13 protein-coding genes and 2 pseudogenes are annotated in these 13,559 nt (G+C 72.8%); 7 read left to right on the forward strand and 8 right to left on the reverse strand.

Annotation, left to right across the window (positions count from 1 at the left end):
* Positions 1-2 precede the first annotated feature (2 nt).
* Positions 3-974, forward strand: a complete 972-nt coding sequence (locus AVL59_RS39085; protein ID WP_067314065.1) for an aldose epimerase family protein — start codon at positions 3-5, stop codon at positions 972-974.
* A gap of 100 nt (positions 975-1,074) precedes the next feature.
* Here the strand turns inward: AVL59_RS39085 and AVL59_RS52825 are convergent, their stop codons facing one another.
* Positions 1,075-1,998 carry a hypothetical protein gene (locus tag AVL59_RS52825; protein WP_067314067.1) on the reverse strand — a complete coding sequence of 308 codons (924 nt, stop codon included), beginning with the start codon at positions 1,996-1,998 and terminating at the stop codon, positions 1,075-1,077.
* Positions 1,999-2,131: 133 nt separating this feature from the next.
* Complete coding sequence (locus AVL59_RS39095; protein WP_079147209.1) at positions 2,132-4,621, reverse strand: glycoside hydrolase family 3 protein; 2,490 nt, start codon at positions 4,619-4,621, stop codon at positions 2,132-2,134.
* 57 nt (positions 4,622-4,678) lie between these two features.
* On the opposite strand from AVL59_RS39095, the gene AVL59_RS39100 reads away from it, so the two are divergent.
* On the forward strand, positions 4,679-5,260 hold the full coding sequence (locus tag AVL59_RS39100; RefSeq protein ID WP_067314069.1) for a TetR/AcrR family transcriptional regulator: 582 nt from the start codon (positions 4,679-4,681) through the stop codon (positions 5,258-5,260).
* Positions 5,261-5,263: 3 nt separating this feature from the next.
* Here the strand turns inward: AVL59_RS39100 and AVL59_RS39105 are convergent, their stop codons facing one another.
* Both AVL59_RS39105 and AVL59_RS39110 read right to left on the reverse strand, forming a co-directional pair.
* Positions 5,264-5,596, reverse strand: coding sequence for a YrdB family protein (locus tag AVL59_RS39105; RefSeq protein WP_237281794.1), 333 nt, complete (start codon positions 5,594-5,596; stop codon positions 5,264-5,266).
* An 11-nt stretch (positions 5,597-5,607) separates the two neighbouring features.
* Positions 5,608-5,787: a RidA family protein gene (locus AVL59_RS39110; protein ID WP_067314073.1), complete on the reverse strand. Its 180-nt coding sequence runs from the start codon at positions 5,785-5,787 to the stop codon at positions 5,608-5,610.
* Here AVL59_RS39110 and AVL59_RS55280 point away from each other — a divergent pair.
* The 3 genes and pseudogenes from AVL59_RS55280 to AVL59_RS39115 all read left to right on the forward strand — a co-directional run.
* Positions 5,756-5,860: pseudogene (locus AVL59_RS55280) on the forward strand (helix-turn-helix domain-containing protein); the annotation flags it as partial. The gene AVL59_RS39110 and the pseudogene AVL59_RS55280 overlap by 32 nt on opposite strands.
* A 136-nt stretch (positions 5,861-5,996) precedes the next feature.
* Positions 5,997-6,506: pseudogene (locus tag AVL59_RS55285) on the forward strand (LysR substrate-binding domain-containing protein); the annotation flags it as partial.
* A gap of 202 nt (positions 6,507-6,708) precedes the next feature.
* Positions 6,709-8,013, forward strand: coding sequence for a pyroglutamyl-peptidase I (locus AVL59_RS39115; RefSeq protein ID WP_208870524.1), 1,305 nt, complete (start codon positions 6,709-6,711; stop codon positions 8,011-8,013).
* On the opposite strand, the gene AVL59_RS39120 is transcribed toward AVL59_RS39115, so the two are convergent.
* Both AVL59_RS39120 and AVL59_RS39125 read right to left on the reverse strand, forming a co-directional pair.
* A complete protein-coding gene (locus AVL59_RS39120) occupies positions 8,003-8,794 on the reverse strand; it encodes an EI24 domain-containing protein (protein ID WP_067314077.1) in 792 nt (263 codons plus the stop codon). The two genes, AVL59_RS39115 and AVL59_RS39120, sit on opposite strands and share 11 nt — an antisense overlap.
* A gap of 28 nt (positions 8,795-8,822) precedes the next feature.
* Positions 8,823-9,260 (reverse strand): MarR family winged helix-turn-helix transcriptional regulator, encoded by a 438-nt coding sequence (locus AVL59_RS39125; protein WP_067314079.1) that lies wholly within the window; start codon positions 9,258-9,260, stop codon positions 8,823-8,825.
* Between the two features lie 91 nt (positions 9,261-9,351).
* Here AVL59_RS39125 and AVL59_RS39130 point away from each other — a divergent pair, with 91 nt between their 5' ends.
* Positions 9,352-10,380 carry an NADP-dependent oxidoreductase gene (locus AVL59_RS39130; RefSeq protein WP_067314081.1) on the forward strand — a complete coding sequence of 343 codons (1,029 nt, stop codon included), beginning with the start codon at positions 9,352-9,354 and terminating at the stop codon, positions 10,378-10,380.
* 106 nt (positions 10,381-10,486) lie between these two features.
* The gene (locus AVL59_RS39135) at positions 10,487-10,906 is read left to right on the forward strand and encodes an organic hydroperoxide resistance protein (protein WP_067314083.1); all 420 of its coding nucleotides are present in this window, start codon (positions 10,487-10,489) and stop codon (positions 10,904-10,906) included.
* A gap of 182 nt (positions 10,907-11,088) precedes the next feature.
* On the opposite strand, the gene AVL59_RS39140 is transcribed toward AVL59_RS39135, so the two are convergent.
* Positions 11,089-12,249, reverse strand: a complete 1,161-nt coding sequence (locus AVL59_RS39140; protein ID WP_067314085.1) for a serine hydrolase domain-containing protein — start codon at positions 12,247-12,249, stop codon at positions 11,089-11,091.
* 260 nt (positions 12,250-12,509) lie between these two features.
* The gene (locus tag AVL59_RS39145) at positions 12,510-13,520 is read right to left on the reverse strand and encodes an SCO2400 family protein (protein ID WP_067314087.1); all 1,011 of its coding nucleotides are present in this window, start codon (positions 13,518-13,520) and stop codon (positions 12,510-12,512) included.
* Positions 13,521-13,559 lie beyond the last annotated feature (39 nt).

Genomic DNA, 13,559 nt, shown 5'->3' on the forward strand with positions numbered 1-13,559 from the left:
ACATGAGCGAACTTTTCGGGACGCTTCCCGACGGCACCCCGGTGCACCGCTGGACCCTGAAGCGGGCCGGAGTGCGGGTGCGCGTGCTGTCGTACGGCGGGATCGTGCAGTCGGTCGAGGTCCCGGACCGGGAGGGGCGCACGGCGGACGTGGTGCTGGGGTTTCCCGGGCTCGACGGCTATCTGGAGCATCCGGAGCCGTATCTGGGCGCTCTGGTCGGCCGGTACGCCAACCGCATCGCGGGCGGCCGCTTCCCGCTGGACGGCCGGACGTACGCGCTGACGCGCAACAGCGAGCCCAACTCGCTGCACGGCGGTGAGCGGGGCTTCGACAAGCGGGTGTGGGAGGTCGAGCCGGTCGAGCACGGCGTACGCCTGACCCGGGTCAGCCCGCACGGCGAGGAGGGCTTCCCGGGCCGGCTGGAGGTGACGGCCGTCTACACGCTGGAGGAGTCCGGCGCGCTGCGGATCTCCTACGAGGCGGTCACGGACGCGCCGACCGTGGTCAACCTCACCCACCACGCGTACTGGAATCTGCGCGGTGCCGGTCACGCCGACGGGCACGAGCTGCGACTCGCCGCCTCCCGGTACACCCCGGTGGACGCGGACCTGATCCCCACCGGAGCCCTGGCGGACGTGACCGGCTCCCGCTTCGACTTCCGTACGGCCGACGAGGTCGGCTCCGGCTACGACCACAACTTCGTCCTGGACAAGGGCGTGACCGCCGCTCCGCAGGAGGTCGCCGAACTCCACGACCCGGCCTCCGGGCGTACGCTGACGGTGTCGACGACCGAGCCGGGCCTCCAGCTCTACACCGCCGACCACCTCAGCGCCCCCTTCGCCCCGGGCGACGGCATCGCCCTGGAGACCCAGCACTTCCCTGACTCCCCGAACCGTCCGGAGTTCCCGAGCACGGTGCTACGGCCGGGCGAGGTCTTCGGCTCGGAGACCCTGTACGCCTTCTCGACACGCTGAGCCGCAACCCCCTGAAGGGGCGCGGGGCTGTGTCTGATGTGCGGCTACCGCCGCGTGGGCGCGACCAGCCACCACGATCCGGCGGACGGCCGACGCCCCCTCACGCCTCCCCCCTCATCCGCTTCGCCGCCTTTCCCAGCATGGCCATCGCACCGCCGCAGATCAGCAGCGTGCCGCCGCCCGCCGCGATCCCGGTCAGATCGCCGCCCTTGATACCCTCGCCGGTCACCGTGGTGGCCAGCGCGAAGATGATCGAGTACAGGCTGCGGCCCACCTTCGCGCCGGCCGGGATCACCTGGAGCAGCTGGGGGATGGTGGTCGCGGCGGCCAGAGCCATGCCGAAGGGCAGGGCCGCGGCGAGCGTCAGGGCGCCGAAGCCCAGGGAGTTGCCGTACGCGCCCCAGCCGGCGCCCTTGTAGAGCAGATAGCCGGTCGCGGCGAGGGACAGCAGGACGAGCAGGCCGTTCAGGTAGGCGGCCTGTGTGGCCGCCTTGCGGGCGCCGGGCAGATGCGCGGCCGGAGAGCGCCAGGCGTCCGCGGTGATCAGCCGCAGCTGCCGCTTGAGGGCCTGCATCCGCAGCAGGGAGAAGACGCCGAAGGCGAGCAGGGCCAGTCCGGCGAGCGCGCCGGCGAAGCCGACGGGGCTGTGGGTGATGCCGTAGTGGACGCCGCCGAAGGTGAGCGGGATGCCGAGCACGAGGCCGTACGCCATGGGCTTGGACCTCTGCTGGATCTTCAGCACCAGGTCGCGCTGGTCCGGGGTGAGGTTCGGGTCCAGCCGCATCCGGCCCTCGCCGAGGTGTTGGGCGGGAGGCGGGGGCTGGTGGGGGGCCGGCTGCTGATGGGGGTTGTACGGGTGGGGCGGGTACGGCTGCTGGGCCTGGTGGGGCGGGTACGGCTGGTAGCCCTGCTGCGGCGGGTACGGCTGCTGGTACGGGGCCTGCTGGTACGGCGGCTGCTGCCCGTAGGGACCCGGCTGCTGCCCGTACGGTCCTTGCTGCTGTGGCTGCTGCCCTGGATACATGGTGTCTCTCCCCCGTGCCCGAAATTTCCGGTGTTCGCGGCCCGGGAGTCTGCCACATCCGGCGGGACGCGATGAGCCCCGGCCCAGGGGTCAGGTCCCGGACCGGGGCTGTTCGTGGGGGACTTGTCCCGGATCAGACGTTAATCGGCACGGCCAGCCTGCGGTCGGCGATCGAGCGTCCCGCCGTGATCTCGTACGAACCCTTCACAAACGCCCACGACTTCGCCGTCTCGTCCCAGACCTCGAAGGTGCGCCGGGGCAGTTCGACGGTCACCTCGACGCTCTCGCCCGGCCCGGCCTGCGCGCCCGCGAAGCCGGCCAGCCAGCGGGCCGGTCGGTGGGTGCCGGGCTCGGCCGGAGCGACGTAGACCTGGACGACCTCGCGGCCGGCCCGCTCGCCGGTGTTGCGGAGGCGGACGCGCGCGGTGGTGCCGTCCAGTTGCAGGGACTCATAGGTCCAGTCGGTGTAGCCGAGGCCGTGTCCGAAGGGGTACGACGGGGTGCGGCCGGCCCGATCCCAGGCGCGGTAGCCGATGAAGACGCCCTCGGTGTAGGACAGTTCGCCCTCGGCGGGCGTGACCTGGGAGACCGGGGCATCGGCGAGGGAGCCCCAGGTGGTGGGGAGCCGGCCGCCGGGCTCGTGGGCGCCGGTCAGGACGTCGGCGAGGGCGGCCCCGCCCTCCTGGCCGGGGAACCAGCTGAGCAGAACGGCGGCGACCTGGTCCCGCCAGGGCAGTTCGACCGGGGAGCCGGAGTTGACGACCACGACGGTGTTCGGGTTGGCGGCGGCGACGGCCCGGACCAGGTCGTCCTGGCGGCCGGGCAGGCGCAGGTCCGTGCGGTCGAAGCCCTCGGACTCGACGCGGTCGGTGGTGGCGACCACGACGACGGCCGTGTCGGCGTTCCGGGCCGCCTCGACGGCCTCGGAGATCAGCTCGTCGGGGTCGCGCCGCGGGGCGGAGTGGGCGAGGGCGAAGGCGATGACCTTCATGGGGATGTCGTCCGGGAGCTGGACGACATGGGTGAGGGAGACGTCGACCGGCCGGCCGGCGGTGAGTTCGACCTCTGCGCGGGGGACGGGGGCACCGAAGAAGGCCTCGAAGGGATCCTCCTTGCCGGGGCGCTGGGCCTCGTCGAAGTACGGGGTGCCGTCGACGGTCAGCGTGAAGGCACCCATGCCCTTGATGCCGAAGGTGTGCGGGCCGGACTCACGGGGAGTGAAGGTGCCGGTCAGTTCGACGGTGTGGAGCGTGTCGTGGGTGACGCCGTCGGGGAGGTCCGAACCCATCCACTGGATCAGGCCGCCCGGGGCGGACCGGGTGCCGATGACGGTTCCCTCGGCGTCGCGGCAGACCGCTTCGAGTGCGAATCCCCGGGCGGCGACGGCGAGTTCGGTGGCCGGGTCGGCGCCGACGGTGTAGGTGAGGGTGCCCTCGGGGAGCGCGGCGGTGAGGCCGTCCAGCGGGGAGACGATCCGGGCCGGGAAGACGGTGGCCGAGCCGCCGCCGAGGACGCGGGCGTCGCGGGCCGCGGCGCCGATCAGGGCCACGGTGCCGTTCGGTTTCAGGGGCAGGGCGGCGTTCTCGTTGCGGACGAGGACGAGGGAGCGGCGGGCGATCTCGCGGGCGAGGGCCTCGCCGTCTACGGGCGCGGGTGGTTCGGCCACGACGGGTTCGGCACCGTCGAGGATCCCGACGCGGGCGGCGAGCCGCAGCACGCGCCGTACGGCCGCGTCGACGGCGGTCTCGGCGACCTCGCCGTCCCGGACGGCCTGGGCGAGGGCCGCGCCGTAGACGGTCCTCGGCCCGGGCATGGCCACGTCCAGACCGCCGCCGATGGCACCGACCGTGTCCCGGGCGGCCATCCAGTCGGAGACGTTGATGCCGTCGAAGCCCCACTCGCCCCGCAGGACTTCGTCGACCAGATGGTGGTGCTCGGTCATCGTCGTGCCGTTGACCTTGTTGTAGGCGGTCATGATGCCCCAGGGGCGGGCCTTTTCGACGATCGCCTCGAACGGGGCCAGGTACAGCTCGCGCAGGGCGCGTTCGCAGACCAGGTTGTCCACGGTGAAGCGGTCGGTCTCGGCGTCGTTGGCGACGAAGTGCTTGACGGTGGTGCCGACGCCGCCGGACTGGACGCCGATGACATAACCGGCGCCGATCGCGCCCGTCAGACACGGGTCCTCGCTGTAGGCCTCGAAGTGGCGGCCGCCCAGCGGGGAGCGGTGCAGGTTGACGGTGGGGGCGAGCAGGACGTGCACGCCCTTGCGGCGGGCCTCCTGGGCGAGCAGTCCGCCTGCGCGGCGGGCGAGTTCCGGGTCCCAGGCGGCGGCGAGCGCGGTCGGCGAGGGCAGGGCGACGGACGGATCGTCGGCGGTCCAGCGCACGCCCCGCACGCCGATCGGGCCGTCCGACATGACGAGGGACTTCAGGCCGATCTCGGGCAGGGCGGGCAGGGTCCACATGTCCTGTCCGGCCAGCAGCCGCGCCTTGGCGTCGAGACCGAGCCGCCCGAGGGCCGCTTCCACGACCGCCTCGCGGGCCTCGTCCGCACGCGCCTTGTCCGTCACCGCCACGGCGGTACCTCCTCGTCGAAGTCCCTTGGGTGCCTCCTCATCCTGCATCCACTACCTGTAGATCGGTAGGTTTTGTTATCCTGCCGTTATATTCGGCCGAGAGGGATGTCGTACGGTGACGTCATGAACGCGAGGGTCAGGAGCGAGGAGCGGCGCGCGGAGATCGTCGGGGCGGCCCTGGAGGTGATCGCCGAGCGGGGCTACCGGGGGGCGAGCCTGGCCGCCGTGGCCGAGCGGGTCGGGCTGACCCAGCAGGGGCTGCTGCACCACTTCCCCACCAAGGAGGCCCTGCTGGTGGCGGTGCTGCGGGAGCGGGACCGGTGGGACGCGGTGCCGGACACGCGGTGGCGGGTCGATCTGCTGGCCTCGCTGGTCGAGTACAACGCGATGCGCCCGGCCATCATCCAGACCTTCTCGGCGCTGCTCGGCGAGAGCGTGACGGAGGGGCACCCGGCCCGCGCCTACTTCACCGAGCGTTATGCCCAGGTCCGCGAGACGATGACGGACGCCCTGCGCGCGGAGTACGGCGACGTGCTGCCGGGCGGGCTCACGCCCGAGCGCACCGCACCGCTGCTGATCGCCGTGATGGACGGACTGCAGTACCAGTGGCTCCTCGACCCGGCGTCGGTCGACATGCCGGGCGCGTTCCGCGACTTCCTGCGGCTGCTGGGCGAGCCGGTGGACTGAGGGTCACTGGTCCCAGGCGTGGGCGAGGGCCTTGCTGATCACGCCGACGGTGGCGAAGACGGCCGCGCAGGCGTGTGCCCCGGCCGCGTACAGCGCCAGGGCGCCCGCGCCGAACCAGAGCGCTTCGAAGGCGAAACGGGCCGCGCCCCGCACCTTGAACCTGGCTCGCGGGGACCCGAACAGCCCCCACAGCCGGCCGAGGGCGCCCGCCCCGAGGAAGCCGATCAGGAGGCCGACCGTGCCGCCCCGGGCGAACCCCAGGTAGCAGACGGATCCGAGCACGCCGAGTTCCAGCAGGAACACGACGCCGAGGTTCACGGCCTTCGCTGTCTTCACGCGCGGCAGTATCACCTGCCCGCCGCCACCGCCGCCACGATTTCCACCTCCACCAGAGCCTCCGGACGAAACAGCCGCGGCACCTCGAAGGTCATGCTCGTCGGCGGGGTGCCGGTCAGGAACTGCCGTCCGACGGAGCCGTATTCCCCGAGCCGGGTGATGTCGGAGGTCGCCCGCGCCGGCTCGTTCACGGTGGCCGCGCGGGCACTGGGCTGGACCCAGTCGGCGGTGTCCCGGCAGGTCGCCTCGCTGGAGTCGGCACTCGGCGGCGGGCCGCTGTTCGACCGGCTGCCGCGCGGGGTGCGGCTGACGGAGGCAGGCCGGGCACTGGTGCCGTACGCGGAGGCCGTCGCGGAGTCGCTGCACGGTGCCGTCCCGCGACCTCGCGGCGCTGCGGGAAGTGGCGGGCGGGCGGCTGCGGTTCGGGGCGTTCGCCACGGCCGACGCGGCCCTCGTCCCGCACGCCCTGGCCGCGTTCCGCACCCGGCACCCCGCCGTCCGGGTCGAGCGCGAGGAGGGGCTCACGCCCGGCCTGCTGGACCGGCCGGCCGCCGGACATCTGGACCTGGCGGTGGTCTCCACGACGGGCCGCGCCCCACTGGAGGCCCACGACCTGCACCACCTGCTGGACGAGCCGCTGTACGTCGTCGCCGCCGCCCACCCGCTGGCCGGCGCGCGCGGGGTACGGCTCTCCCAGTTCGCCGACGCCGACTGGATCTCCGGCGACTCACGGCCCGAGGGCACCCTGCTGGACGCCGCCCTGCGGGAGGGGTTCCGGCCGCGTGTGGCGCATGTGGTCGCCGAATGGACCGCCAAGCAGGGCTATGTGGCCGCGGGGCTCGGCGTGACCCAGGTGCCGGGGCTGGCCGCCGCGTCGGTACGCCCGGACGTCGTCCTGCTTCGGCTGCACGACGAGGAGGCCCCGGCGCGGGCGGTGTACGCGGCGACCGTGCGGGGCGGTCGCCGTCGGCGGCGACCGGGGCGTTCCTCGCGGTGCTGCGCGAGGAGGCGGTACGGCTCATTCGCACCATGGCGTAGACCACACTCCTCACGCGATACTTCCGGCGCCCCCGCACCACGCGCCCCAACGCGACGAAAGGACCCGAACCGCCTTGACCTGTCTCCGTTTACGGACCGCCCTGCTCGGCATGGCCCTGCTGACCGGCCTGTCGGCACCGGCGACGCCGGCCTCCGCCGCTCCGGCGGCCCTCTCCCCCACCGCCGAGGAACAACGGCTCGACCGGGCCGTACCGCAGGAGATCCTCGCCCGATCCGGATTCGCCGATGTGGCACCGGAGTTCACCCGCGAGCTGGCGGGCGCCCGCTCGTACGCGCAGGCCCGCCGCATCGTCGTACGCGAGGGGTCCGCGCTGTGGCGACGGGCCGTGGACCGGGCACAGGGGCGGGGTCCGGCGGAATCAAGACCGCGCGGAGCGCTTCCTCGGAAGGGTGGTGGTGAGCGACGGGCGGACCTCAGCCGGGACGACGACCGGCCCCTGTACTGGGCGCGGCTCGGGATGACCCGGGAAGTGCGCGTCTGGGAGCCGGAGTTCGCCCTCACCGACACCCAGCGCTCGGCCCTGCTGGACCAGCTGGAGCGCGCCTCGCGCGGCCAGACCGACATCCGCTACCCCCGCAAGGGGCACCTCAGGCGCGTCCTGCTCACCGGGTTCGACCCCTTCACCCTGGACCGGGACATCCGTATCTCCAACCCGTCCGGGGCGAGCGCGCTCGCGCTCGACGGCACGGTGATCGAGACGGCCGGGGGTCCTGCCCGCGTGGAGACGGTGGTGTTCCCCGTGCGCTGGCAGGACTTCGCCGAAGGCACCGTCGAGCGGACGCTGCGGCCGTATCTGCCCCAGGTCGATCTGTTCACCACCGTGAGCCAGGGCCGGATCGGGCGCTTCGACGTCGAGCGCACCAACGGGGCCTGGCGGGGCGGCTTCCCCGACAACGACAACGTCTCCCGCACCGAGACCGTCCCCGTCACGGATCCGGCCACACAGCCCCAGTGGACGACGACGACCCTGCCGTACGCCGCCATCACGGCCGCGGACACGGGCCGCTTCCCCGTGTACGACCACACGGAGGTGACCGAGATCCCCGCGGGCGGCACCGACCCTGTCGTACGGCCGGACGGCCCGACCCCCGGCTCGACGGCCCGGGCCGGGGGCGGCGGGGACTACCTCTCCAACGAGATCGCCTACCGCGCGACCCTGCTGCGGGACCGGCTCGGTCTGCACGACACCCTGCCGGGCGGCCATGTGCACACACCCGTCCTGCAGTTCGGCGCGGGCAACACCGACCCGGCCACGGGGACGGTGAGCGACCCCGAGTTCGTCCGCAACCGGCTGGACATCATCGACCAGGTGCGGGCGATCGTGAGGGTGGCGGCCGAGGCCGCCTTCAGGAAGTGACCCGCTGCTCGTCCTCGGCGTCCTCCTCCGCCGCGCTCTCCTCGCCCAGCAGGTCACGGGCGAGGAGCGTGGCGCCCGCGACCGCGCCCGGCATCAGGAACACGGCGACGAACGGGACCAGGAAGGCCAGCCCGAGGGGTGTGCCGAACCCCCAGACCAGACTCTTGCGGGAGCGGAGCAGCGCGAGGCGGGCACGGAGGTCGACGCCGCGGCGCTGGAGGGCGACGGCGGTCAGCTCCTCGGTGAGGAAGAACCCGGTGACGAAGAAGCCGATCACCGGGACGGCCGTCTGGCCGACGAAGGGCAGGAACCCGAGGGCGAAGAGCAGCACACCCCACAGGGCGGCCCGGACCAGGACGCGCAGGCTGTCGCGGGCGGAGATCCACAGCTCGCGCCAGAGCGGCAGGCCCGACCGGGGCGCCGTGTCGTCGGGTGAGACGTCCTCGTCGACCTTCTCCGACAGGTTCTCGTAGAAGGGCTGGCCGATCAGCAGGGTGACGGCCGTGAAGGTGAGCACGGCCAGCAGCAGGCCGAGTGCGAAGAGGACGGCCGTGAGGAAGCCGCGGAACAGGCCCCGCCAGGGGCTCGTCCAGTGGTCCGCGAACGGAGTCGCCCAGGAGACGGCGTCCTCGCCCCACACCGCGAGCGCGACCAGCGCCGCCGCGTACAGGACCAGCGCGATCAGGCCGGGCAGCAGGCCGAAGCCGTACACACGGCCGTGGCGGCCCACCCACCGCTGGCCCTTCAGGAGATAACCGAAGCCCACCCCGAGATCGCGCATGGCGAAAACTTTACCCGGCGACCGGACCTCAGGATTCGACCATCCGGCGCAGCAGGTCCCGCAGGGAGCCGCGCTCCTCGGCGGTGAGACCGGCGAGGGGTTCGCGGGCGAAGCGCAGACCCTCGCGGAGATCGCGGGCGACCCCGAGGCCCTCGTCGGTGGCGACGGCCAGCTTCACCCGGCGGTCGGCGGGGTCGGGACGGCGCTCGACCAGGCCGCGGGTCTCCAGGCGGTCCACGATCCCGGTCACGTTCGACGGCTCGCACTTCAGCTTCTGCGCCAGCTTGCGCATCGGCAGCGGTTCCAGCGACAGCATGCTGAGCAGGCGCGCCTGCGGGCCGGTCAGCGCGTGCTCGCCCGCCGCGAGCTCGTAGTCCGCGTAGAAGCGGGCCACGACGTCACCGATCAGTTCGAGGACCTCCATGGTCACGGGGTCCGGGCGGCGGGACTTCTCTGGGGTGGACATGCGCTCCAGGATAACGCGTTACTTGACATTCTGAAATATTCAGGGGCATGGTTGTTTCAGGTACTGAAGTAAATCTCGGAAAGGCACCGTCATGATCAACCGCGAATGGCACCTGCTCAGCCGCCCGGTCGGCTGGCCCAAGCCCGAGGACTTCGCCCTGGTCGAGGCGCCCGTCCCGGCCGTCGGCGAGGGCCAGGTGCTGGTGCGGAACAAGTACCTCTCCGTGGACCCGTACATGCGCGGCCGAATGAGTGCCGCGAAGTCGTACGCCGCCCCGTTCGAGCTGGGCAAGGTCATGCAGGGCGGGGCGGTCGGCGAGGTCATCGAGTCCCGCGCCGAGGGCTTCGCGGTGGGCGACCACGTCCTGCACTTCCTCGGCTGGCGCGAGTACGCGGCCCTGGACGCGAAGAACGCCGTCAAGGTGGGCCCGACGGCCGTACCGTCCGTGAAGGTCGACCCGGAGGCCGTGCCACTCTCGACATACCTCGGCGTCCTCGGCATGACCGGCCTGACCGCCTACGCCGGCCTGCTGCGCACCGCCTCCTTCAAGGAGGGCGACGTGGTGTTCGTCTCCGGCGCCGCTGGCGCCGTGGGCAGCCAGGTCGGGCAGATCGCCAAGCTCAAGGGCGCCTCGCGGGTCATCGGCTCGGCCGGGTCGGACGAGAAGGTCAAGCTGCTCGTGGAGGAGTACGGCTTCGACGCCGCGTTCAACTACAAGAGCGGCCCGGTGGACGAGCAGCTGCGGGAGGCCGCTCCCGACGGCATCGACGTGTACTTCGACAACGTCGGCGGCGACCACCTGGAGGCGGCCATCGGCTCGCTCAACCTGAACGGCCGGATCGCGATCTGCGGCATGATCTCGGTCTACAACAACACCGAGCCCGCCCCCGGCCCGAAGAACCTCGCCCGCCTGATCCAGACCCGCGGCCGCATGGAGGGCTTCCTGGTCGGCGACCACTACGACCTGCAGCCCCAGTTCGTCCAGGAGGTCGGCCCCTGGGTCGCCTCGGGCGCGCTGAAGTACCGCGAGACGGTCGTCGAGGGCGTCGAGAACACCCTGGACGCGTTCCTCGGGGTCCTGCGGGGCGACAACACCGGGAAGATGATCGTCAAGCTCTGACCGGCCCGGGACTTCTGCCGGCTTTCCGGTATGCGGTAACTTCTTTCCGAAATCCGCCGTCGATCGTGGGCGCGAGTCACGGCGGACCTAGGAGGAAGACAACCGCATGCCGATCCAGCAGTCCGAGGTCCTCTACACCGCCGTCGCCACCGCCGAGAACGGCCGCGACGGGCGCGTCGCCACCGATGACGGGAAGCTCGACGTCGTCGTGAACCCGCCCAAGGAGATGGGCGGCAGCGGCGCCGGCACCAACCCCGAGCAGCTGTTCGCCGCCGGGTACAGCGCCTGCTTCCAGGGCGCGCTCGGCGTCGTCGCCCGCCAGGAGGGCGCCGATGTCTCCGGCTCGACCGTCACCGCGAAGGTCGGGATCGGTAAGAACGAGGAGGGGTTCGGGATCATCGTGGAGATCTCCGCGCGGATCCCGAACGTCGATGAGGCCGCCGCGCGGGACCTTGTCGAGAAGGCGCACCAGGTGTGCCCCTACTCGAAGGCGACTCGGGGCAACATCACCGTGACGCTGGTCTGAGGACCGTCGTTGCGCAGGGCGGCAGCCGCATCCTTGGACGTGGGGTGCGGCTGTCGTCTTTCCGGATCGGTCGCGTCCGCCGGGTGCGGTTCGGTTCGTGGTGCGGGTGGTCGCGGGTCGCTCGCGCCCACGCGGCGGAGCCGCATGTCGGCACAGCCCCGCGCCCCTTGGGGCGTTGGCGCTCAGGGCGTCGACAGGGCTGCCCTGTGTACCGCTCTCGCCAGCCGGTTGTTCTCCGGTGCCGCTCCTCCCGGGAACGCGAAGCGGCGGCGGGTGTAGCCGTACGCGAGGCCGCTGTGGGGGTCCGCGAAGGCCTGGGAGCCGGCTGCGCCGCTGTGGCCGATGGCGGTGGCGCCCAGGAAGGGATGCCAGGCGTCGGACGTGGCCTGGAAGCCGAGGCCGTAGGCTCTGTGGGCACGGGCCACCAGGTCGTACCCGACGGAGTGCAGCTGGCCGAACTCGGCGACCGTGTCCTCCTTCAGCAGCGGGGCCTTGCCGTCGACCTCGCTGATCACCGCCGCGTACATCCCGGCCAGCCCGCGCGCCGAGGCGACGCCGCCCACCGAGGCCGGGCCCTTGGCGCGGACCGCGCGCTCGTTCGGCAGCGAATCCAGCAGTGTCGGCTCGGCCGCGTGCCGGTTGAAGGCGATGGACGCGAGCGTGTGCGGTCCGGACGGCTGCGCGGCCAGCAGCTCGGACTGCTCGGGCGTCGGCAGCATCGGCTGCGTAGTGCGAAAGCGCGGCTCCCGGGAGGCCGGCAGGCCCAGGTAGAACTCCAGGCCGTACGGGGCGCGGACCCGCTCCTCGTACAGCTCCTGGATCGTACGGCCCGTCGCGCGCCGGACGATCTCACCGGTGAGCGCGCCGATCACCAGGGCGTGGTAGCCGAAGGCGATACCGGGGCGCCAGAACGGCCGCTGGTCGGCGAGGCGTTCGGCGAGGGCCCGGTCGTCGGCCATCTCCGCCGGGCTGAACCCGGTGTCGGTGCCGACCAGGCCCGCGCGGTGCGCGAGCAGGTCGCGCAGGGTCAGCGAACCCTTGCCCTCGGCGCCGAACTCCGGCCAGTAGTAGGTGACTTTGCGGTCCAGCTCCAGCGTGCCGTCCTGCACCAGCAGGGCCACGACGAGGTGGGCGGCGCCCTTCGTGGACGAGAACACGCCGTACAGCGACTCCCCGTCGACACCCTCGCCCGCCCACAGGTCCACGACCCGGCGGCCGTGGACGTAGGCGCACAACTGTCCCTCGTAGTCGTCCCGTTCCTCCGCGAGGAACGCGGCGAACTCCTCGCGCACCGCTTCGAAACCCTCGCCGACCGTGCCGTGGACGGTGATCCCCTGCGTCATCCGTACTCCTCAACCGAGCCGCTGTTCGCCGCTCCCTCTGTACACAACGCCCTTTCCGCCGCCGGGCGTTCCCGAGATCGGTACGGCGAGGTGTGCCCGTTCGACTCAACCGTCTCTCCGGCCGGTCGGTGTCAGCGATACCCCGGATGGCGGAGGGCATGGGGTGGTACGGGGGCATGCGGGGGGCTCAGGCGCGAGCGAGCGGCGCCCTCGGGCCGCTCAACCGGCCCGGAACGCTCCACGGCGACCCGGCAGCGCCCTTACGTGCACCACCACAGGAACTGCTTGCACGTCTTCGTCGGCGACGGCTGCGGCGCCGGGTTCGAGGTCGTCGGCTTCGAGGTCGGGGTGGGCGTCGGCCGGGAGGTCGCCGGGGCGGTGGGGGCCGAGGTGCCCGCGCCCGAGCCCGTCGTGGCGGACTGCCCGGCCTTGTCGGTGGCCTTGGCGGACGGGGACTCGGACGCCTTGTCCTTCGGGGACTCGGAGGCGGAGGCCGACGCGTCCGGGGAGGCGGAGGCCGCCGGTCCGGCCCCGGTGCCCGAGGTGTCGTCGAGGGGGGCCGCCGCCGGGTCCGGGGAGGCGGACGAGGTGCCGCCGTCCACCGACTCGCCGCCGGACGCGGCCGGCTTGCCGCCGGAGAAGGGGGCATCCATGCCGAGTTCGGCGAAACTGAGCCCGCCGGCCGCCAGGACGAAGCCCGCGGCGATCAGCACGGTACGGCGCCGGCGGCGCCGGTGCGCGGCCGCCTTGCGGTCACGACGGCTGGCGTCGGCCGTCTCGGGCCCTTCGGCCGTCTCGCCCCTGCCGGATGCGCCGCCGCGGCCGCGCGACTGGCGCCGGGAGGCCCGGCCGCCGGGCTCGGCCGCGGCCGCGCGGTCGTGCCGGTCGGCGACCTCGCCCTCGCCCTCGCCCTCGTCCTCACCCTCGCCCGCGTACGCGTCGTACTCGTCGCGATCGGGGTGGTCGTCGTAGCCGTCCGGGTCGGGGTGAGGCTGCGGGTCCGTGCCGAGGCCCGTGAACTCGCCCGAGTGCTCGGGGGCCGCGTAGTAGGCGGGCTGGGCGGGCTGGGCGGGCAGGCCCGCGAGGCCGGCGTACGGGTCGCCGGACGGACCGGTGAAGGCTTCCTGTACGTACGGACCCGCCATCGCGCCCGCGTATCCGTGCGCGGCGGGCGCGTCGGCGCGCGCGGCGACAGACTGGGCCGGCGCGCCGCACCCCGGGCAGGCCAGGGCGCCGTTGAGGTGCCGTTGGCACGGGTGGCAGAAGTCCATGACGCCGGAAGACTAGATTCCCCTCCGGTCACGTTCCTA

This window comes from Streptomyces griseochromogenes (genome assembly GCF_001542625.1).
GTDB lineage: Bacteria > Actinomycetota > Actinomycetes > Streptomycetales > Streptomycetaceae > Streptomyces > Streptomyces griseochromogenes.